The 19,397-nt window shown below is 44.1% G+C and carries 14 protein-coding genes, 3 tRNA genes and 1 other RNA gene; 14 read left to right on the top strand and 4 right to left on the bottom strand.

Features of this window, described 5'->3' with window-relative positions; all coding sequences use genetic code 11:
* Positions 1 to 41 precede the first annotated feature (41 nt).
* The 8 genes from AC3IRT_RS09880 (at position 42) to AC3IRT_RS09845 (ending at position 10,791) form a co-directional block, all read left to right on the top strand.
* Positions 42 to 956: a dihydrodipicolinate synthase family protein gene (locus tag AC3IRT_RS09880; protein WP_489393093.1), complete on the top strand. Its 915-nt coding sequence runs from the start codon at positions 42 to 44 to the stop codon at positions 954 to 956.
* Between the two features lie 9 nt (positions 957 to 965).
* Positions 966 to 2,450 (top strand): aldehyde dehydrogenase (NADP(+)), encoded by a 1,485-nt coding sequence (locus tag AC3IRT_RS09875; protein ID WP_489393092.1) that lies wholly within the window; start codon positions 966 to 968, stop codon positions 2,448 to 2,450.
* Positions 2,451 to 2,478: 28 nt separating this feature from the next.
* A complete protein-coding gene (locus tag AC3IRT_RS09870; protein ID WP_489393091.1) occupies positions 2,479 to 3,477 on the top strand; it encodes a 4-hydroxyproline epimerase in 999 nt (332 codons plus the stop codon).
* A 23-nt stretch (positions 3,478 to 3,500) separates the two neighbouring features.
* Positions 3,501 to 4,775, top strand: a complete 1,275-nt coding sequence (locus AC3IRT_RS09865) for an NAD(P)/FAD-dependent oxidoreductase (RefSeq protein WP_489393090.1) — start codon at positions 3,501 to 3,503, stop codon at positions 4,773 to 4,775.
* Between the two features lie 23 nt (positions 4,776 to 4,798).
* Positions 4,799 to 6,547, top strand: coding sequence for a DUF885 family protein (locus AC3IRT_RS09860; RefSeq protein ID WP_489393089.1), 1,749 nt, complete (start codon positions 4,799 to 4,801; stop codon positions 6,545 to 6,547).
* Between the two features lie 18 nt (positions 6,548 to 6,565).
* Positions 6,566 to 7,981 carry an APC family permease gene (locus AC3IRT_RS09855; protein ID WP_166336818.1) on the top strand — a complete coding sequence of 472 codons (1,416 nt, stop codon included), beginning with the start codon at positions 6,566 to 6,568 and terminating at the stop codon, positions 7,979 to 7,981.
* Positions 7,978 to 10,218, top strand: coding sequence for a S9 family peptidase (locus AC3IRT_RS09850; protein ID WP_489393088.1), 2,241 nt, complete (start codon positions 7,978 to 7,980; stop codon positions 10,216 to 10,218). Before AC3IRT_RS09855 ends, AC3IRT_RS09850 begins: the two co-directional genes overlap by 4 nt.
* 108 nt (positions 10,219 to 10,326) lie before the next feature.
* Positions 10,327 to 10,791 (top strand): acyl-CoA thioesterase, encoded by a 465-nt coding sequence (locus AC3IRT_RS09845; protein WP_489393087.1) that lies wholly within the window; start codon positions 10,327 to 10,329, stop codon positions 10,789 to 10,791.
* Between the two features lie 615 nt (positions 10,792 to 11,406).
* Here the strand turns inward: AC3IRT_RS09845 and AC3IRT_RS09840 are convergent.
* Positions 11,407 to 11,491, bottom strand: a tRNA-Ser gene (locus AC3IRT_RS09840).
* 209 nt (positions 11,492 to 11,700) lie between these two features.
* Here AC3IRT_RS09840 and AC3IRT_RS09835 point away from each other — a divergent pair.
* From AC3IRT_RS09835 to ssrA, 3 genes are all read left to right on the top strand, one after another.
* On the top strand, positions 11,701 to 12,549 hold the full coding sequence (locus AC3IRT_RS09835) for a GH25 family lysozyme (protein WP_489393086.1): 849 nt from the start codon (positions 11,701 to 11,703) through the stop codon (positions 12,547 to 12,549).
* A 34-nt stretch (positions 12,550 to 12,583) separates the two neighbouring features.
* Positions 12,584 to 13,564 (top strand): cation diffusion facilitator family transporter, encoded by a 981-nt coding sequence (locus AC3IRT_RS09830; protein ID WP_489393085.1) that lies wholly within the window; start codon positions 12,584 to 12,586, stop codon positions 13,562 to 13,564.
* 66 nt (positions 13,565 to 13,630) lie between these two features.
* Positions 13,631 to 13,999: a transfer-messenger RNA gene (gene ssrA / locus AC3IRT_RS09825) on the top strand.
* A gap of 357 nt (positions 14,000 to 14,356) precedes the next feature.
* On the opposite strand, the gene AC3IRT_RS09820 is transcribed toward ssrA, so the two are convergent.
* The 3 genes from AC3IRT_RS09820 to AC3IRT_RS09810 form a co-directional block, all read right to left on the bottom strand.
* Positions 14,357 to 14,441: transfer RNA gene (locus tag AC3IRT_RS09820), tRNA-Leu, on the bottom strand.
* Between the two features lie 5 nt (positions 14,442 to 14,446).
* A tRNA-Gly gene (locus tag AC3IRT_RS09815) sits at positions 14,447 to 14,522 on the bottom strand.
* A 107-nt stretch (positions 14,523 to 14,629) separates the two neighbouring features.
* Entirely contained in the window at positions 14,630 to 15,376 is a 747-nt protein-coding gene (locus AC3IRT_RS09810; RefSeq protein ID WP_489393084.1) for a DUF6733 family protein, read from the bottom strand.
* A gap of 367 nt (positions 15,377 to 15,743) precedes the next feature.
* On the opposite strand from AC3IRT_RS09810, the gene AC3IRT_RS09805 reads away from it, so the two are divergent.
* Genes AC3IRT_RS09805 through AC3IRT_RS09795 form a run of 3 tightly spaced genes read left to right on the top strand, consistent with a single transcriptional unit; the run spans position 15,744 to position 19,391 of the window.
* Entirely contained in the window at positions 15,744 to 18,176 is a 2,433-nt protein-coding gene (locus AC3IRT_RS09805) for a bifunctional UDP-N-acetylmuramoyl-tripeptide:D-alanyl-D-alanine ligase/alanine racemase (RefSeq protein ID WP_489393083.1), read from the top strand.
* Between the two features lie 6 nt (positions 18,177 to 18,182).
* A complete protein-coding gene (locus AC3IRT_RS09800; protein ID WP_489393082.1) occupies positions 18,183 to 18,776 on the top strand; it encodes a DUF502 domain-containing protein in 594 nt (197 codons plus the stop codon).
* Positions 18,777 to 18,797: 21 nt separating this feature from the next.
* Complete coding sequence (locus AC3IRT_RS09795) at positions 18,798 to 19,391, top strand: LytS family sensor histidine kinase (protein ID WP_489393081.1); 594 nt, start codon at positions 18,798 to 18,800, stop codon at positions 19,389 to 19,391.
* Positions 19,392 to 19,397 lie beyond the last annotated feature (6 nt).

Genomic DNA, 19,397 nt, shown 5'->3' with positions numbered 1-19,397 from the left:
TCTAAATAAATTAGATACATAAAACTTAGTATAGACTGACTATGGCCGATTTAAATTGGAAGGGGATTTATCCCGCGGTGTTGACACCTTTTACCGAGAACGGTGATATTGATTACGATATGTTTGCCAAGAATACCCAAGCCCAGATAAAAGCGGGTGTGCATGGTATCATTGTAGCAGGTACGCTGGGTGATGCTGCGGCATTAGATACAGAGGAGAAATTTGCATTGTTGCAATATGCAAAAAAGATTGTAGGTGATCAAATTCCGGTTATCCTCAATATTGCCGAGAACACCACGCGTAATGCCGTTAATTTTGCGAAGAAAGCATACGAATTGGGCGCTGATGGCTTAATGCTTTTGCCACCGATGCGTTATAAAGCAGACGATCGTGAAGTGGTCGAATATTTTAAAGCGGTAGCAACAGCAACCGAACTGCCTGTTTTGATTTACAACAACCCCGTAGATTATAGTACGTTTGTCAGCTTGGAGATGTTTGCCGAATTGGCCGAATATCCAACTATTCAAGCCGTCAAAGAATCGACACGCGACTTAGCGAATATTACCCGTATGAAAAATCGCTTTGGCGACCGCTTCAGTGTTTTAGGTGGCGTGGATACAATTTCTCTAGAAACACTTTTCTTAGGAGCAGATGGATTGGTTGCTGGACTAGTGGATGCCTTTCCAAACGAAACGATGGCCATGTACAATTACGCGCAACAGGGCGAAATTGAAAAAGCAGTTGAAATATACCGTTGGTTTATGCCGTTATTAGAACTAGATATTCATCCGAAACTAATTCAATACATCAAATTGGCTGCTACCGCAGAAGGAATCAGTACGCCACATACGCGTGCACCAAGATTACCGTTAGTAGGTGAAGAAGCGGATCGTGTACAAAAAATTATTCAAGATAGCATTGCCAAACGTCCGGTGTTGGACGCTGTGCATGCATAACAAAAACAAATGGATCAAACGAAGGAGATATTAGATGCGTATGTGCAGAAAGCCGTCGATGCGTTTCAATTTTTAAAAGGAACGACGGTACAAGAGCGTGCGGCATTGATGCACGCGGTAGCCGATGCGATCGAATCGCTAGACGATCAGTTATTGAATCTGGCTCACGAAGAATCGGCTTTGCCGATGCCACGTTTGCAAGGCGAAAAAGCGCGTACGGTGGGGCAATGGCGTAGCTATGGCGACGCTGTAGCCAAAGGAACTTATCTAGATGCTCGCATTGATCGTGCAGATGCTGAAAAAGGTAAAAACGATATCCGCAAATACAGCATAGGACTTGGTCCTGTGCTGGTATTTGGAGCGAGCAATTTTCCGTTTGCATTTTCTACCGCTGGAGGCGATACCGCCAGCGCTATCGGCGCTGGCTGTCCGGTATTAGTGAAAGCACATCCTGGGCATCCGAAAACTTCCCAATTGATGGCAGACACCATTAGCGAAGCCGTGAAAAACTTTGGTTGGCCAGAAGGCGTTTTTGGACATGTTGCTGGTGAGTACGTTGCCGGTACAAAAACACTTTTGGGAGCTTACCTTACGGCGCATCCCGGCATTCAAGCTGTCGGCTTTACCGGCTCACAACAAGGTGGAAAAGCTTTGGTGGCTGTGGCTGCTGGCCGCGAAGTGCCTATTCCTGTATTTGCAGAGATGGGAAGTGTTAATCCGGTGTTTGCGCTACCACAATTACTCGAAACAAATGCGGCGGAGTTAGCACAGCAATACGTAGGTTCTTTGACTTTAGGTACCGGACAATTTTGTACCAATCCTGGAATCGTAGTTGCACTAGCTGGTGCGGCATTTGATCGCTTTAAAGAGACCGTGCAAGAAGCTATTGCGGCAGCAACGCCAACGCCAATGCTGCATAGCGGTATCGCCAAAAACTATTTAGAGAAAAAACAAGCTGCCACCGCACATCAAGATGTAAGCGTACTGGCGCAGTCAGCAACGGATGCCGACGATTCGCAAGGACAGCCGACCGTAGCTTGGACTTCTGGGAAAGCATTTTTAAGTGATGCGCAATTGTCTGAAGAAGTATTTGGACCATTTGCCTTGCTGGTAGAAGCGGAATCAACCGAGCAACTATTGGCCATTGCCAAAAGCTTGGAAGGACAACTTACAGCAACAATCGCCGCGACGGAACAAGATCTAGAAGCGAATGCCGCTTTAGTCAGCATATTGCAAGACAAGGTAGGGCGTTTGCTGTTCAATGGTATGCCAACCGGTGTGGAAGTCGTGTATGCGATGCAACACGGCGGACCATTCCCAGCGACTAGCGATCCGAGATTTACTTCTGTTGGTCCTGATGCAGTCAAAAGATTTGTGCGTCCAATTGCTTTTCAGAACTGGCCAGAAAATAGCTTGCCTGCCGAATTGAAATCTAGCAATCCTTTGCAATTAACACGCGTGGTGGATGGTGAATCTACCGCTGCCGCATTATAAGATATTGTCTACATTGTAGTATATGTAAATGAAAAAGACTTTTTTTTGCATTGACTCGCATACCTGCGGCTGTCCTGTGCGTCTAGTAACTGGTGGTGTACCGTTTCTGTCTGGTCATACGATCATGGAAAAACGATTACAGTTTATGGCGGAATACGATTGGATTCGTAAAGGACTCATGTTTGAGCCGCGCGGACATGATATGATGAGCGGAAGCTTGTTGTATCCACCGTCCGATCCTGCCAATGATGTAAGCGTGTTATATATCGAGACAAGCGGCTGTTTGCCAATGTGTGGTCACGGTACCATTGGTACCGTGACCATCGCAATTGAAGAAGGAATTATTCAACCCAAAATCCCAGGTAAATTGCGTTTGGAAACGCCAGCCGGCTTGATTCATATCGATTATACGCAAGAAGGCTCCAAAGTGAAGACGGTAAAACTGACCAATGTAAAATCCTTCCTCTATGCGGAAGGATTGACGGTGGATTGTCCAGACTTGGGCGAAATCGTCGCGGACGTGGCTTATGGTGGTAATTTCTACGCCATCATCGATCCGCAAAAGAACTTTAGAGATATCCGTGATTATAGTGCTAGCCAGCTCATTCATTATGGCAAGATCATCCGCACCTTAATTCGTGAAAAATACAATTTTGTACATCCAGAAGATCCACTCATTCATGGACTGACTCACATTCAGTGGACGGGAAAACCGTTCAAAGAAAATTCGCACGGACGAAACGCTGTGCTGGTAGGCGAGAATGCGTTGGATCGTTCGCCTTGTGGTACGGGTACTTCTGCGCGCTTAGCGCAATGGCACGCCAAAGGCAAGCTAAAAGCAGGTGATGTCTTTGTGCATGAAAGCTATATCGGTTCCCAATTTATTGGACGGATCGAGCAAGAAACGAGTATCGTAGACCGAGCCGCGATCATTCCTTCTATAGAAGGTTGGGCGCGCATTACGGGCTACAGCCAAATTATTATCGACGATGAGGATCCTTACTTTGAAGGATTTCAAGTCATGTAACTACCATTAATACCTAGAATAACGTGTCTATAACTACTACAGAAAAAAAGAATAAGGGGAAAGTGCTTGTTGTAGGTGCCGGAATTGCGGGCTTGTGCAGTGCTTATTACCTGCATAAAGGAGGTTGGGAAGTGCAAGTGCTGGATAAGGAAGATGGACAAAATAATTGCTCCATCGGTAATGCCGGTATGATTGTGCCCAGCCACTTTACGCCATTGGCCGCGCCCGGCATTGTCGCGCAAGGTCTTCGCTGGATGCTCGATAGCAAAAGTCCATTTTATGTAAGGCCATCGCTCAATCCAGAGTTGATTAATTGGGGATTGAAATTCCTTCGCCATGCCAACCAAAAGCATGTGGATGCCCACGCCGAAGCAATTCGCGATTTGAACTTGTACAGCAGCCAGCTGTACGATATACTGAAAGATGAGGTCGGGTTCGACTTTGAACTACGCCAAAACGGCATTATGATGCTGTACAAATCTAAAGCAGCAGAACATGAAGAACAAGAATTGGCCGAACGTGCACGCGCATTAGGTCTTGATGCGGTGCCGTATGACCAAGCTGGCATTCAAGCCTTGGAACCCAATTTGCGCCTCGATGCGGTGGGAGGGATTCTTTATAACTGTGATGGCATCCTTTCGCCATCTAAATTAATGCACGGCTTAACGGTGCTGCTGAAATCTGCAGGCGTCACGTTTAATTATCATACTGCGGTAGAAGGATTCGAAGTTTCGGGCAATAAAGTAAAATCTGTAAAAACATCCAAAGGTACGTTTGATGCCGATGAAGTCGTGATTACAGGTGGTGCCTCATTGCCTCATTTGGTTAGAAGCTTAAGCATCAAAACGCCTCTAATGCCGGGCAAAGGTTATTCCTTTATGGTAGAGCCACCTGAAAATACCGCGATGCAGCATGCGGCGCTGCTCGTAGAAGCCCGCGTAGCGGTGACACCGATGAACGGACAAATTCGTTTCAGCGGTACGATGGAATTAGGTGCTGCCAACGATCGGATTTATACCAATCGTGTAAAAGGCATTGTCGAAGCGATTCCAAATTATTTCCCTGATCTCAACGTATCGTATCCCGAGCAAGTCTGGTATGGATACCGTCCTTGTTCGCCAGATGGTTTGCCGTATCTCGGTCGCTCATCGCGCTATCAAAATCTTTCGATTGCAGGCGGCGCTGGTATGATGGGACTAAGCCTCGGGCCGGCCTTCGGGAAAACCATTGCTGATCTCTTGGATGGTACTAATCCGCAGACGAATATACAAGGATTTCGACCCGAGCGGTTTCAATAATATCCAAAAAACACCCACCTATTATGATCACTATTCGTTCTAAACTAATCATCGGTCTTTGCTCTTTAGCAACCGCGCTTGCCCAAGCTCAACATATGAATGAACATACTACGCCGCTAGAACCTTACGTGATTCGATATGGACACGATGAGCAGGCTATCAATTATTTTTACGGCCCCATGCCCAAAGGATGGGGTTTTCAACGCTCCGCACCTTCGCCTGAGCAGATGAATCGTTTGCTGGTATTGGATCGCTCTTATTTCAAAGAGCTGGAAGAAGTAGATTACAATAATCTACCAACGGGCGGACAAGTAGATTATCAATTGCTCAAGCGCAAAATAGCGCGCCATAGTGAAGATCTACAAGCGGATCTCGAAACCTACAAACGCTTAGAACATTATTTGCCTTTTGCTGCTGTAATCTATGATTTCGAGCAGAAAAGACGTCGCGGACACGAAGTAGATGCGAAGAAGCTGGCGACAGACTTGCAAAACACCGTCAAGCAAATAGAGCAACAGAGCGAACAGATCAAGAATGGTAAAGCCATTCCATCCGCAGATGTACAATTCCTGACAGAAATGATAGAAAGCGTGAAGCAGAGATTGGCTAGCGCTTTTGATTTTTATAATGGGTACGATGTCGAGTTCACTTGGTGGATGCCGACTACATTTGCCGATGTCAATACACAATTGGATCAGTATAAGGAAGCGCTGGCATCCAAAAGCGATTGGAAAGTGTATGACGATGGTAGCAACATTGGCGGTCAGCCAATCGGCAAGAAAATGCTCAACCAGAAACTCCAAGATGAAATGATTGCCTACACGGCCGATGAATTGTTGGCTATTGCCGATAAGGAATGGGCATGGTGTGTGGCAGAGTTACTGAAAGCATCCAGAGAAATGGGATTTGGTGACGATTGGCAAGCTGCACAGGAAAAAGTAAAGAATACCTACGTTCCGGTCGGAAAACAACCCGAACTCATCAATCAGTTATATGATAAGGCACAGGCTTTCATCAAAGAAAAGCAGCTCATGGATATTCCGCCGCTGGCGGACGAAACTTGGGGCATGATTATGATGACGCCGGAACGGCAATTGGTTAATCCATTTTTCACGGGCGGACGGGAGATCAGCATCTCGTATCCAACGAATACCATGACCTACGATCAAAAGATGATGAGCATGCGTGGTAACAATCCGTACTTCTCATTGGGGACAGTACAGCACGAATTGGTACCTGGGCATCATTTGCAGTATTTTATGAATCGCAGGTACAAACCTTATCGTGCACAGCATTTCAATACACCATTCTGGACCGAAGGCTGGACTTTGTATTGGGAATTATTGCTGTACAGAATGGGCTTTGCCAAAACACCGGAAGAACGGATCGGTATGCTTTTCTGGCGCATGCACCGTTGTGCCCGCATCACCTTTAGTATCAAATTCCATTTGGGGGAATGGACACCACAGCAATGCATCGATTATTTGGTCAATGAGGTAGGGCACGAACCGGCGAATGCGCATGGGGAAGTGAAGCGCTCTTTTGAAGGATCGTATGATCCGCTATATCAATTGGCGTATATGATCGGTGGTTTGCAATTGCTCAGCATTAGCGACGAACTCGTTGGAGGCGGGCAGATGTCGTACGCCGAGTTTCATGATCGCGTAATCAAAGAGAATTACTTGCCGATGGAGATGCTAAGAGCTATCTTAACGGATCAAAAAGTACCACTAAATTATAAACCCGTCTGGAAATTCTATTCAGCTAACTAACGACTAACGCACCTCATTATGAATAACGAATCTCCCGAATTTAAAAAATCCTTAGGTCTGCTCGATGCGACCATGTTGGTGGCCGGCAGTATGATCGGATCGGGTATATTTATCGTATCGTCCGATATTGCGCGACATACCGGATCAGCCGGTTGGCTGATGGTCGTGTGGTTGATCGCCGGATTTATGACTTTGACTGCCGCACTGAGTTACGGTGAGTTGAGCGCCATGTTTCCGCGCGCAGGTGGACAATATATTTATCTCAAAGAAGCCTACAGTCCGCTAGTAAGTTTTACCTTTGGTTGGACATTTTTTGCAGTCATCCATACCGCGACGATTGCTGCGGTGGGCGTCGCCTTTTCTAAATTTACGGCCTATTTATTTCCCATACTTGACGAAGACGTCATCCTCTGGTCGCTGGGCACGTACGAGATTTCCTATGCGCAAGTGCTCGCGATTGCCGTCATATTTTTGCTCACCTTTATCAATACATTGGGTGTGCAAAATGGAAAAACAGTACAAACCATCATTACCATCTTAAAATTGCTAAGCCTTATTTTGTTAGTAAGCTTTGGTTTTTGGGCATTTGACAGCGAAGTATGGCAGTCTAACTGGGCGAGTGAAAATACTTGGAAGTTACAAAACCTATCGAAAGATGGAGCGTATAGCGACTATACTATGATCGGAGCTTTGGGCGCGCTTTCTGCCGCGATGGTAGGGGCTTTGTTTAGTAGTGATTCTTGGCATACTTCTTCCGCAGTAGCGGGTGAAATTAAAAACCCGAAACGTAATATTGGACTTAGTTTAGCGCTTGGCACCATGATCGTTACGGTGGTGTACCTGCTTACTAACTTAATGTATACCGGCGTGTTGCCTTTGACCGAAATGGCGGCTGCACCAAAAGATCGCGTGGCGATGGTGGCAGCACAGGAAATCTTTGGTCCAGTTGGCATTACCATTTTGGCCGTTATGATTATGGTGAGCACCTTCGGTTGTAATAATGGATTGATCCTCGCCGGAGCGCGTATCTATTATTCCATGGCGCAAGATGGTTTGTTTTTTAAGAAAACCGGACAACTAAATAAGAATGCCGTACCAGCTTATGCCCTGTGGTTACAGGGATTCGTCGCTGCCGCATGGTGTCTTACCGGTCGTTATGGTGATCTGCTGGATATGATTACCTGCGTAGTGGTTATTTTCTACATGCTATGTATCATTGGCGTTTTTATCCTTCGGAAAAAACGACCTGATATAGAGCGACCATACCGGGCTTTCGGATATCCTGTTCTGCCGGCGATTTATATTGTGATGGGATTGTCGTTTATCGTCTTGCTCGTGATCTACAAACCACAATTCACGTGGCCGGGCATCGGTATCACGCTAGCAGGCATTCCCCTATATTATTTAATAAAAAAGAAGAATCAAGTACTATGAAAATAACACTCTTTGCCGTACTATCTACCTTTTACATCGCATCAGGCTTTGCGCAAGGTACTGCGGCAGACTATGCTCGATCGAAGGAGGTACGAGAAAATACTCGGAATAAGGTCTACCAAATTCCGCAACAAATCACCTGGTCGAAAGATGGAAATGCCTTGGCCTACCGTGTACGCTTGCGTGATGCCGGAAGTACCTATGTATTGGTCGACGCCGCTCGCAAAACCAAAGTGAATGTGGATGCAGCCGCATTAACGACAGCACTTTCCAAAGAACTCGACAAAGCAACTCGGCTAGAAGACATTTCGGAGCGTGATTTTGAAGTGCTAGATGCGCAGCGTATTAGCTTTTCGGCAGGTAAAAGTATTTGGCAATGGGATAATCAGCAAAAGCAATTGACCAAGCTTAAAGAGGTAGATACAGACCGCAATAACGGTTATTGGGGACGTCGTTGGGATGATACTAAAGGAGAACCGATTGTTTCTCCTGACGACAGCTACGTGGCCTTCATCAAAAATAACAATGTGTATGTACGCAAAAAAGAAGAAACCGGTAAAGATGCCGAGCGGCGGTTGACGTACGATGGCAGTCCGGGCGACTATTATTCTTCGCACTTATATTGGTCGGCCGATAGCCGCAAGTTGGCGGTTTATCGCGTACGAAAAGCAGAAGTACGTCAGCTCACGTTGTTGGAATCTTCGCCTTCCGATCAGTTGCAACCCAAGTTGCAAACCAGAGATTATGTGAAGCCGGGTGATGCGCTGCCGCAATATCTTCCGACTATTGTAGACGTAGAAACGGCCGATATCAAAGCCGCAGATCCCACCAAGATTGGCAATCAGTTTTCCATTACACCACCGGTGTGGAACAAAAGCAATACGGCAATCACTTTTGAGTACAACCAACGTGGTCATCAGCGCTATGAAATCTTAGAATTGTCTGCGACTACAGGAGCGACCAGAAGCGTGATTGCCGAAGTCAGCCCAACCTTTATCGATTACAGCGGTAAAAAATACCGTAAAGATCTGGAAGAGGCGGGCGAGATCATTTGGGCATCCGAGCGTGATGGTTGGAACCACCTATATTTATTTGATGCGCAAAGCGGCAAAATCAAAAACCAGATTACGCAAGGAGATTGGGTGGTACGTAGCGTGGAGTATGTAGACGAAAAAGCACGCGAAATCTATTTCCAAGCTAGCGGCATGAAGAGAGGAGAGGATCCTTACTTAGTGCATTATTATGTGATCGGCATGAATGGCAAAGGTTTGCGTGAGATTACACCAGAAGATGCACAGCATCAGGCCTATTTTAATGATTCACATAAGCTGTTCGTGGATGTGTATTCGCGCATTGATCAAGCGCCTATTACCGTGTTGCGCGATGCGAAAGACGGCAAGATGCTGATGGAATTGGAGCAATCGGATATCAGCGAATTGAAAGCAACAGGTTGGCAACAAACGGAAGTATTCCAAGCGAAAGGCCGCGATGGACAGACGGATATTTGGGGCGTCATTATTCGTCCATCCAACTTTGATCCACAGAAAAGATATCCGGTAATCGAATATATCTATGCTGGCCCACACAGTGCTTTCGTACCGAAATCTTTTTATGCAAATCCTTCGGGAATGCATGAGCTGGCTGAATTGGGCTTTATTGTGGTGCAGATTGATGGTATGGGTACGTCCAACCGTTCTAAAGCGTTTCACGATGTGGCTTGGAAAAACCTGAAAGATGCGGGCTTTCCAGATCGCATTGCTTGGATGCAAACCGCACAAAAGCAATATCCATATATGGATTTAGAGCGTGTCGGTATTTATGGCACTTCGGCTGGTGGACAATCATCGACCGCTGGCTTACTTTTCCATCCGGAATTCTACAAAGTGGGTGTTTCGTCTTGTGGATGTCACGACAATCGCATGGACAAGATTTGGTGGAACGAACAGTGGATGGGCTGGCCGGTCGGACCAGAATATATTGCTTGCTCGAATGTAGAAAACGCACATCGATTGGAAGGCAAATTACTACTGATCGTGGGTGAGTTAGATGATAACGTGGATCCAGCGTCTACGTACCAATTGGTCGATCAATTGATTAAACACGGCAAAGATCATGATTTCATCATGGTGCCGGGCATGGGTCATTCCTCAGGCGGTGATTTTGGCGAACGCAAACGACGTGATTACTTCGTGAAACATCTTTTACAGACGGATCCACCTGCTTGGAATCAAGGTTAACGACTCAGATCGGCCAGCTTTAACGATAGTTTAACCTATCCTAAAAGCTGGCCGTTTTTTTTGCTTAAATTGTCTTGCAATATCTATTTGTCATCATATCAAAGAAACATGAACACGCCCTTAGTTTTTCAATTTATTTCCGAACCTTCTGATGTTAATTATGGTGGCAAAGTACACGGTGGCAGCGTGATGAAGTGGATCGACCAAGCAGGTTATGCTTGTGCGAGCACGTGGAGTGGCAGGTACTGTGTGACGGTTTACGTCGGTGGCATTCGCTTTTATCAACCTATCAAAATTGGCCAGATCGTCAAAGTAGAAGCACATGTGATCTACACTGGATCAACAAGTATGCACATCGCAATTGATGTCTATGCGCGGGATCTAAAGAAGGAAACTTTTGAGAAAAAAACACATTGTATCATCGTATTCGTCGCTACGGACGATGACGGAAAATCTGTGTCCGTTCCCAAGTGGGTTCCTCATACCGAGGAGGAGAAAAAACAAGAAGAATATGCCAAGCGGCTGATGATACACCGTAAGCAGATCGAAGAGGAGATGAAGCCTTTTTTGTAGGATCAAAAGATCTATTGCAATTGTACCATGCAAGATAGCAGCTGCCGAAAAATAGTATGGCTACATTTTGCACAGATTGGTAAATTATGATACAAAATAGTATGACGTGTCTTAGAAAACGCATGACCTCATCAAAGCTTTAGATAGGGTATACATTCGGGTTAGATCGGCGTCTACTTAACCTTTTAACGGGTGTAAGTGTAATGAGAATGTACTAAGTATGTAGTACAGCATGCCTATCACGCCCCAATACAAAGCCAATGATGGAGACCTCTTATGCCAATGTCTCTGCTGATCTGGTCATGAGCATTCCCAGTAACATCTCCGCGAGCAGGGTACCTACTTTCGTCAATTAATCTCCGGAAGCGGTTCAAAAAATAAACCCGTAAATCCTGATGTGAGTTTTGTGAAATATGCCACATCCACTTATGAGTGTATTCATTTCAACCTACATCAGAAAAAGATGCAGGTACAATGCATCCATTACCAAGGGAAGCTACTATATGAAATTGTTATAGCGTAGTGATTCCGTAAGAATTAGTAGCAGCACCGCGTTTCTGTTCGATCCCTCACAGCGTAAAAAATCCCTCATCTTATCGATGAAGGATTTTTAAGCGGAGAGTGAGGGATTCGAACCCCCGGACCTGTGACAGTCAACAGTTTTCAAGACTGCCGCATTCGACCACTCTGCCAACTCTCCGCTGCAAAGGTAGAAAAATAGGGTTTAGCTCCAAAACATATTTTTTACATCGCTGAAAATGAATAAAATGTATTTTTTGACGGTTGAAAATAGGGCAGGAAGCGTGATTAAATGCCCCGTCATACCATAATTAGGTATTGAATACGCGTATTGTTTTGATGTAGTATTTGGTTGTGTAGACGTTCGAAAAGGCGTAATTTCGCATTCGTATGGCAGCACCGCGTAGAAGCAGAAAACAAGTTGTAGTAGCAACCAAAAAAGAACGTCTGCCGTATCTTCTCTGGAGCATTCTTATTCCCTTTGTTTTGATTTCGCTAATAGGTGTGTGGCATTACCGAGAAGGACTTATCTATTACATGAAGGCGGTATTTAGTAAAACAGATGTCGACCAGGCAACTAATAAGAAATATGATGCTCGAAATATCTTTCTGATGTCGCAACATCAAGACTATACGTTTGGGATAGACATTAGCCACTACCAAGGTCATATAATTTGGGATAGTATACGCACGATTAATGATAAGTTTCCGCTGGATTTTGTGTTCATTCGCGCAACCATGGGTGAGAAAGGTGAGGATCGCGAATTTAAAAATAACTGGCTTGGAGCGAGTGACCAATCCAAGATCAAAGGTGCATACCATTACTACCGCCCAAATGAGAATTCGCTGAAACAAGCTCGGAATTTTATTCGGCTGGTGAAGCTGCAGCCCGGCGACCTGCCTCCAGTTTTAGATATTGAAGAGTTGCCCCGTAATCAATCTATGTCAGACCTACAAAAGGGCTTGAAAAGATGGTTGACTGAAGTAGAACAGCATTATAAGATAAGGCCAATACTGTATTCTGGCGATAGTTATTACACCGACTTTTTGGAGAGGGAATTTTCAGACTATGTGCTTTGGATTGCTAACTATAATTTCTGGATAGAATCACCTAAAGAACATTGGGACTTCTGGCAATTTTCGGAGCGAGGCACCGTCCATGGTATTGCGTCTCCGGTTGATTTAAATATGTATAAAGGTCGTATTGAGCAGTTAGAACAACTTTGCCTGCCGTTCTAATTTTTTTGGTTATTTTTGGCGTAAATCGCAACTAATGTCACGGGAAAAACGGCTTATTTTACTATCTCTATTCACGGGTGTCGGGTTGATGCTGGTGAAGTTTATGGCCTATTTTATCACCGAATCAAACGCCATCTTTTCTGATGCAGCGGAGAGTATCGTAAATGTCGTTGCGTCTTCCTTCGCTTTCTATAGTATTTATTTATCTGCCCAGCCAAAAGATGAAAATCATCCTTATGGCCATGGTAAGGTGGAATTCTTTTCCATCTTCGTCGAGGGAGGATTGATTTTTATTGCTGGTTCTATCATTCTGGTCAAAGCTTTTTACGCTTTGATTGCACCAGCCCCGATCAGTAATATCATGGAAGGGTTGTGGCTTATTCTTTCTACGGCCGTGGTAAATTTTGGTGTAGGAGAATATCTAAAAAGGAGAGGCGTAGCGTTACGTTCTATGACAATTGAGGCTGATGGAAAGCATTTGCAAATTGACGCGATTAGCTCTATCGGTTTGATTGCGGGTCTATATCTGATGAAGGTCACGCAAATGGCATGGATAGATACCGCGCTTTCTGCAGGATTGGGAAGTTATATCTTGTGGAGTGGTTACAAGATGTTACGAAAATCCATTAGTGGGTTAATGGATGAATCCGATGTCACCGTTATGCAGGAGGTGGTTGACGTGCTGGGCAAAACACGTAAAGAAGATTGGATTGATGTACATAATATGCGTATCCAACGCTATGGTCGCGAACTGCATGTGGATTGTCATCTTACGATTCCAAAGTATTACACCTTGACTAAGGTGCATGATGTTATCTCTGATTTTGAGGATAATCTTAATAAAGGTCTGGATATGCCGACCGAACTTTTTATACATGCCGATCCTTGTATGCCACAATGTTGTCACTATTGTAATGTAAAGGATTGTCCCATTCGCGCCGAAGAATATAATAAGCATATTGATTGGACTTCGGTGAATCTACCAAAGAATATGAAGCACTTTAGGGAGTGTTAGGTAATCATTTTACCAAAAATTTTTCTTATTTTTGTACTCTCGTAATTATTGCGAATCGTACTATTTGGGGTCGACCGGAATTGACAGGGTAGCGATGGTTATGTAAGCATGCAGTGCATTGTTAGTCTAGCACTATAATCTGAACTTTCAACTTTACAACAGGCGAAGAAAACTACGCCTTAGCTGCTTAAGTTAGACTTAACATAGCTATTTGTCTCGTTAGACTCCGTTCTACCGTCTAACATCAGAGGCATCGAACTGTAGGACTGGTTCATGTGATGTTGCTAAGCATGAATAAGACTCAGCAATTAAGGAATAAGGTATAGGTAAGCGACTCACCTTCCAGATTCCCGACAATTAAAGAGAAGCTAAGCATGTAGAAAGCGTAGATCATACTATGTTTGGACGAGGGTTCGAATCCCTCCGGCTCCACAAAAAAAAGCTCAACTGCAAAGTTGGGCTTTTGTTTTTGGTGGAGAGGTGAGGACCCGATAGGAGGGTTCGAACAATTTCTTTGCGGGTTGAGTGCGGGGATTGTGTGGCGCAAACTATCCCTCCGACTCCACAAAATAAAAGCTCAACGAAAATTTAAACATGATTGTGGGGTTTAAGAACCGTAATTTTTAAGTAGAAATTCATGTTAACAAAATGTCTACATAAACTTTTGACTAGTCTTAAGTTGGGCTACTCGACTAATTATAGGTGGGGTGAATAAGCATCCTGCTCGAATCCATTTTATTAAGCTTATAAAACAACAAAAACCTCTATATCTTGTTGATATAGAGGTTTTTGTACCTAGGGCGGGAATCGAACCCGCACTCCCTTAACAGGAACAGGATTTTAAGTCCTGCGTGTCTACCAGTTTCACCACCTAGGCAAGTGTGGAGCGAAAGACGAGATTCGAACTCGCGACCCCGACCTTGGCAAGGTCGTGCTCTACCAACTGAGCTACTTTCGCTTTTGGTGCTGCAAATATATAGGAATATTGCGGCTACGCAAAGGAAAAAATAAAAAAGTACCGCTAATGCAGTACTTTGTTTGTTGTTTGTGTTGGGTAATAATGATTTAGAAAGAAAACCCGGTCGATAACTTGTAGAATGATTCTGAGTTTTCGGCGATATCACCCGTCTTCACGAAGTCTGCACCCGCTGACAACCGTACAAAGCTTGCAAATTTCGGAACATTGAACTGTACATACGGTCCAAGCCATTGATAGTAATCTAACTTACCGCCAATATCATCTTTCGTTCTACGTAAGTGCTCGAAGTGTGCGCCAAACGAGAAAGCAGGACTTACTTTATATCCAGCGTTTGCCCAATAGTGTAAATAAGCCAAGGTAGATCCACCGGCTGGAGCTTTATCTGTCAAAGGTGCGTAGTAGCCCGCATAGATTTCTGATTCGAATTTTGGAATATCAACATTGAAGAAAACATTGGGTACGATACCATCACCAGCGATACCACCAAGCTGTCCATCGGCTGCTCCTTTAGATAGTAGGTTACCGAACGTAAAGCCCAAGTTTGGGTTCAGGGTAATTCCTTCGCTTAGATAAAGGTTGACACCACCACCAAACTCCGTCCAGTTTCCCCAAGCTGCTCCCGTACCTGCGCCCCAGAAAATTCCGTAGGTTGATAGGCCAATTTTATCGTTTAGCTTATATTCTAACGTGAAATTGGGTGCAAATCCGAAAAATTGATCGCTGGTAAGTCCAAATGTAGCGGTTGTCTCATTGGTTTGTGCTTGAGTGGTAGTGAAATTTGAAAATGCGACAATAATCGCAATGATTTTAATGGTTTTTCTGATTAGATTCATATTTTTTATATTGAATTAATTGATTAATGATCAAATATATTTTAAAATTTCAATTTTTAATAATAAATTATGTATTATTTATAATTAATTTTTTGTTTTTATGAATTTTTAGCAAAAATATGTGATATAAATTGGGTTTTAGCGTAGTTATGTTTGTTGTTAATTGATTTATATATGTGTATAATGATTGTGTGGTGTGTGTTGTCGCTGTTTGTTTTGAATTTTAGATCTTATTTATAGTAAATGCTTTTCTTTTGGGATGGTTTTTAATCGAAAATGAATGATATATGTATTTATATATTATATCAATCTATTTTTCTTAGATTGTTCGAAAAAATGGTGAACTTCGTTTCTCAATTTAGGTCCTATGTATTTGGTTTCCGACATCGCTGGTATTATCGCTGCGCAGAAGACTTTTCTTGCTGATGCCGACCGCGCTATTACCGAATTGGTGTACGATAGTCGGCAGGTGTACCATGGAGAGAAATCGTTGTTTTTTGCAATACGTGCCGTTCGAGATGGTCATCGCTACATTGCGGCAGCGTATGAGCGTGGAGTTCGTAGTTTTGTTGTATCTAAAGCTGATCTGGATATTTCACTGTTTCCAGAAGCCAACTTTCTTTGGGTACAAGATGTTATCGCTTCCTTGCAGGCTTTGGCAACTTACCAGAGAAATCGATTTCATTATCCAGTTATTGGTATTACGGGGAGTAATGGCAAAACGATCGTGAAAGAGTGGCTATATCAGCTATTATCTCCCGAAAAGAATGTGTATCAAAGTCCCAAAAGCTACAATTCGCAGTTGGGTGTTTCTCTTTCTCTTTGGGAATTGAGCGATCAGTATGATATTGCGCTCATTGAAGCTGGAATCAGTTTGGAAGGGGAGATGCAGCGTTTGGCAGATATGATTCGGCCGAATATCGGTGTGCTTACCAATATCGGTGTAGCGCATGCGAATGGTTTTCCGAGCAAGCAAGCAAAATTAGAGCAGAAACTAAAGCTGTTTCAACAAAGTGAAGTGCTGGTTTATCCGGCTAAGTATGTGACGGAAGATCAAGTAACTGCCGTTGCCAAACCGCTTTCCTGGGGATTTGAATCTACCAATTATTGGCAGATCGCATCAATAGTAGTTTGCACTGCTTCTACAGAAGTGTTGGTCCAAGAGCAACATGAGCAGATATCACTAACGCTGCCTTTTGTAGATCAGGCATCTATTGAGAATTGCTTGACCTGCGTGTTTGTGATGCGCCATTTGGATTATGATTGGTCTACTATTGCGCTTCGTATCAGTACTCTAGAGGCTGTGGAGATGCGCTTGCAATTAAAGTCTGGCATTAATAATTGTTCGGTTATCGACGATTCGTATTCCAATGACTTGGGTGCACTGAAGATTGCATTAGACTTTCTAGAGCGTCAACATCAGCATCCCAAACGGACGCTGATACTGTCAGAAATCATGGGATTGCCAGAGGCGCCTAAATACATCGATAAGCTACGTGAACTGTTGTCTGCCTATTCCTTGAATCGACTTATCTGGGTGGGAACGACGGTGAACGCGCTGGAAAGTTTGGATTGTGAAGTGCTGACTTTTGCTGATACGGAAGATCTAGACAGGCATTGGCCAACTTTAGTCTTTTCGGATGAGACTATTTTGGTGAAAGGCGGTCGCACGTTTCACTTTGAAACCATTGTGAAGCGGCTCACCGCAAAATCGCATGGTACCGTTTTAGAGATTAGTCTCAACGCGATAGAGCATAACTTAAAACAATACCGCTCGCTATTGCCGGCCGATGTAAAACTGATGGCCATGGTAAAGGCCTTCTCCTATGGTAGCGGTAGTTTTGAAGTGGCCAATATGTTGCAATATAATGCAGTAGATTATCTCACGGTTGCTTTTGTGGATGAGGGTGTGGAATTACGGCAAGGTGGCATTTCATTACCCATTATGGTGCTCAGTCCGGATGAATCTACATTTGATCGGCTGATAAGCCATCATCTGGAGCCGGAGATTTATAGTTTTCGTATCTTAAAGTCTTTTTCGGATTATCTCTTGGAGAGAAAAATTGTAGATTATCCTATACATATTAAGCTGGATACCGGTATGCATCGATTGGGCTTTCTAAGTACAGAAATACCGGAACTTATAGCGGAGCTACGTACTGCCAAAACGGTGAAGGTAATCTCAATATTTTCTCATATGGTAGCTGCCGGCAGTCGGACACAAACGACTTTTACTGAGCAGCAGATCGCAGAATATGAAGTGGCTGTCGCCCGGCTGGAAAAGGAACTAGGGTATGGCGTGATTAAGCATATGTGCAATACATCGGGTATTGTGCGTTGGCCTTCAGCCTATTTTGATATGGTGCGATTGGGGATTGGTTTGTATGGTGTGGATTTGAATGCTAGCGGATTGGATATCTGGCCAACCAGTCAACTAAAGACCACCATTACGCAGATCAAATCATTGAAAAAAGGAGATACGGTCGGGTATGATCGACGTGGCGTGCTAGAAAATGATGGTCAGATTGCGACGGTAAAAATTGGTTATGCCGACGGTTACGATCGGCGTTTTGGTAATGGAATTGGGCATATGTTGATCCGTGGACAGGCAGTGCATACCGTTGGTAATATCTGTATGGATATGTGTATGCTCGATGTGACCGATTTGGATGTAGCAGAAGGGGATGAAGTACTCGTTTTCCCCGATATAAAAACCATGGCGCGTACGATTGGCGTGATCCCGTACGAATTATTAGTAAATATCTCAGCGCGTGTAAAACGTGTCTATTATTATCAATAACATATTATGTTTAAAAAATTTTTCCAACGTTTCTTGTATTACCTCATTAAAGGTACATTAGTGGTGATTCCATTGGCAGGAGCAGTGTTTTTGATTATTTGGCTGGTGGCTACGTTAGATAATGCTTTGAATCTAACGCACCTGATCGAAGATGAGCGCGGTGCGCCTCGGTATATTCCAGGAATGGGAATCGTGACGGTAATTGTGGTATTGGTGTTGGTGGGATTTGTGTTTACGACCTTGGTTACGGTGCCTATTCAGCAATGGATGGGTCGGATGGTGAATCGGATTCCGATTTTTAACACCTTGTATTCCTCCATAAAAGATTTTACAGAAGCCTTTGTAGGCGATGCCAAAAAGTTTAATGAGCCTGTATTGGTCGAAATCAACGAAACTGGACTGAAAAAGATTGGTTTCCTCACGCAGCGGAATCTCAAAGCCATTCATCTGGAAGGCGAGGTGCTGGTCTATTTTCCCTATTCGTATTCGTTTGCTGGACAGGTGGTGGTTGTGAAAGCGGAGCGCGTGTCTAAACTGCATATGTCGGCTACCGAAGCGATGAAATTGGTCGTGTCTGGTGGAGTGAGTAGTTTGGATTAATACCTTTTAAGGAGATTTAAAATGAGCAAATTCATAGATCGGTTTTTTGGGAGTAAAACAGAAGTAGATGTCGTTAGGATGGAGCTGCATGCTCGGTTGAGTTTTCAGCTGAGTCAGAGCGATACGTCGCTGCTTCTCGCCTACGCACAGGCTAACCGCTTAGGGGAATTAAACGATTTTCAGCAAGAAATGGGAAGCTGCTCGATGTATACGCCATGGTCTGTAGCGAAAGAAGTGCAAATGCTGCAGCTTTACGTGGAACATATGCAAGCTATCCAAACAGCGGAGTTTCATTTACAATTTAATGCGAAGGTGTCTGATCATCTAGCATCTATCGGACCGCTCATGTTATTCCCCTTAATCCAGAATGCCGTGAAAAATGGTTACGCTTCTATGGCTAAGTTTCCGATCAAAGTACGTGTCAGTGCATCCGAAGGTGGTATCTTATTGGAAGTAAGTAACCGAGTAAACCATTATGTCGAGAATCAGGGCGAAGATGAACTCATTACCTTTTACCGCGAACGCCTGCAATTATTCCACCCAGACAGACACGAGCTGTTCGTAAATAGTAATTCCCAAACGTTTAAAGCAACACTCTTCCTCAAATACGAATAATCTCTT

Source organism: Sphingobacterium sp. KH_072, from assembly GCF_057837975.1.
The sequence above is the reverse complement of the archived record's forward strand: the minus strand, read 5'-3'. Positions and strand labels throughout refer to the sequence as shown.

What these genes read in the sequence shown, in the direction of transcription:
- AC3IRT_RS09880 (WP_489393093.1), top strand. Translation starts at nt 42, where the DNA reads ATGGCCGATTTAAATTGGAAGGGGATTTATCCCGCGGTGTTGACACCT.
- AC3IRT_RS09875 (WP_489393092.1), top strand. Translation starts at nt 966, where the DNA reads ATGGATCAAACGAAGGAGATATTAGATGCGTATGTGCAGAAAGCCGTC.
- AC3IRT_RS09870 (WP_489393091.1), top strand. Translation starts at nt 2,479, where the DNA reads ATGAAAAAGACTTTTTTTTGCATTGACTCGCATACCTGCGGCTGTCCT.
- AC3IRT_RS09860 (WP_489393089.1), top strand. Translation starts at nt 4,799, where the DNA reads ATGATCACTATTCGTTCTAAACTAATCATCGGTCTTTGCTCTTTAGCA.
- AC3IRT_RS09855 (WP_166336818.1), top strand. Translation starts at nt 6,566, where the DNA reads ATGAATAACGAATCTCCCGAATTTAAAAAATCCTTAGGTCTGCTCGAT.
- AC3IRT_RS09850 (WP_489393088.1), top strand. Translation starts at nt 7,978, where the DNA reads ATGAAAATAACACTCTTTGCCGTACTATCTACCTTTTACATCGCATCA.
- AC3IRT_RS09845 (WP_489393087.1), top strand. Translation starts at nt 10,327, where the DNA reads ATGAACACGCCCTTAGTTTTTCAATTTATTTCCGAACCTTCTGATGTT.
- AC3IRT_RS09835 (WP_489393086.1), top strand. Translation starts at nt 11,701, where the DNA reads ATGGCAGCACCGCGTAGAAGCAGAAAACAAGTTGTAGTAGCAACCAAA.
- AC3IRT_RS09830 (WP_489393085.1), top strand. Translation starts at nt 12,584, where the DNA reads ATGTCACGGGAAAAACGGCTTATTTTACTATCTCTATTCACGGGTGTC.
- AC3IRT_RS09810 (WP_489393084.1), bottom strand. Translation starts at nt 15,376, where the DNA reads ATGAATCTAATCAGAAAAACCATTAAAATCATTGCGATTATTGTCGCA.
- AC3IRT_RS09805 (WP_489393083.1), top strand. Translation starts at nt 15,744, where the DNA reads ATGTATTTGGTTTCCGACATCGCTGGTATTATCGCTGCGCAGAAGACT.
- AC3IRT_RS09800 (WP_489393082.1), top strand. Translation starts at nt 18,183, where the DNA reads ATGTTTAAAAAATTTTTCCAACGTTTCTTGTATTACCTCATTAAAGGT.
- AC3IRT_RS09795 (WP_489393081.1), top strand. Translation starts at nt 18,798, where the DNA reads ATGAGCAAATTCATAGATCGGTTTTTTGGGAGTAAAACAGAAGTAGAT.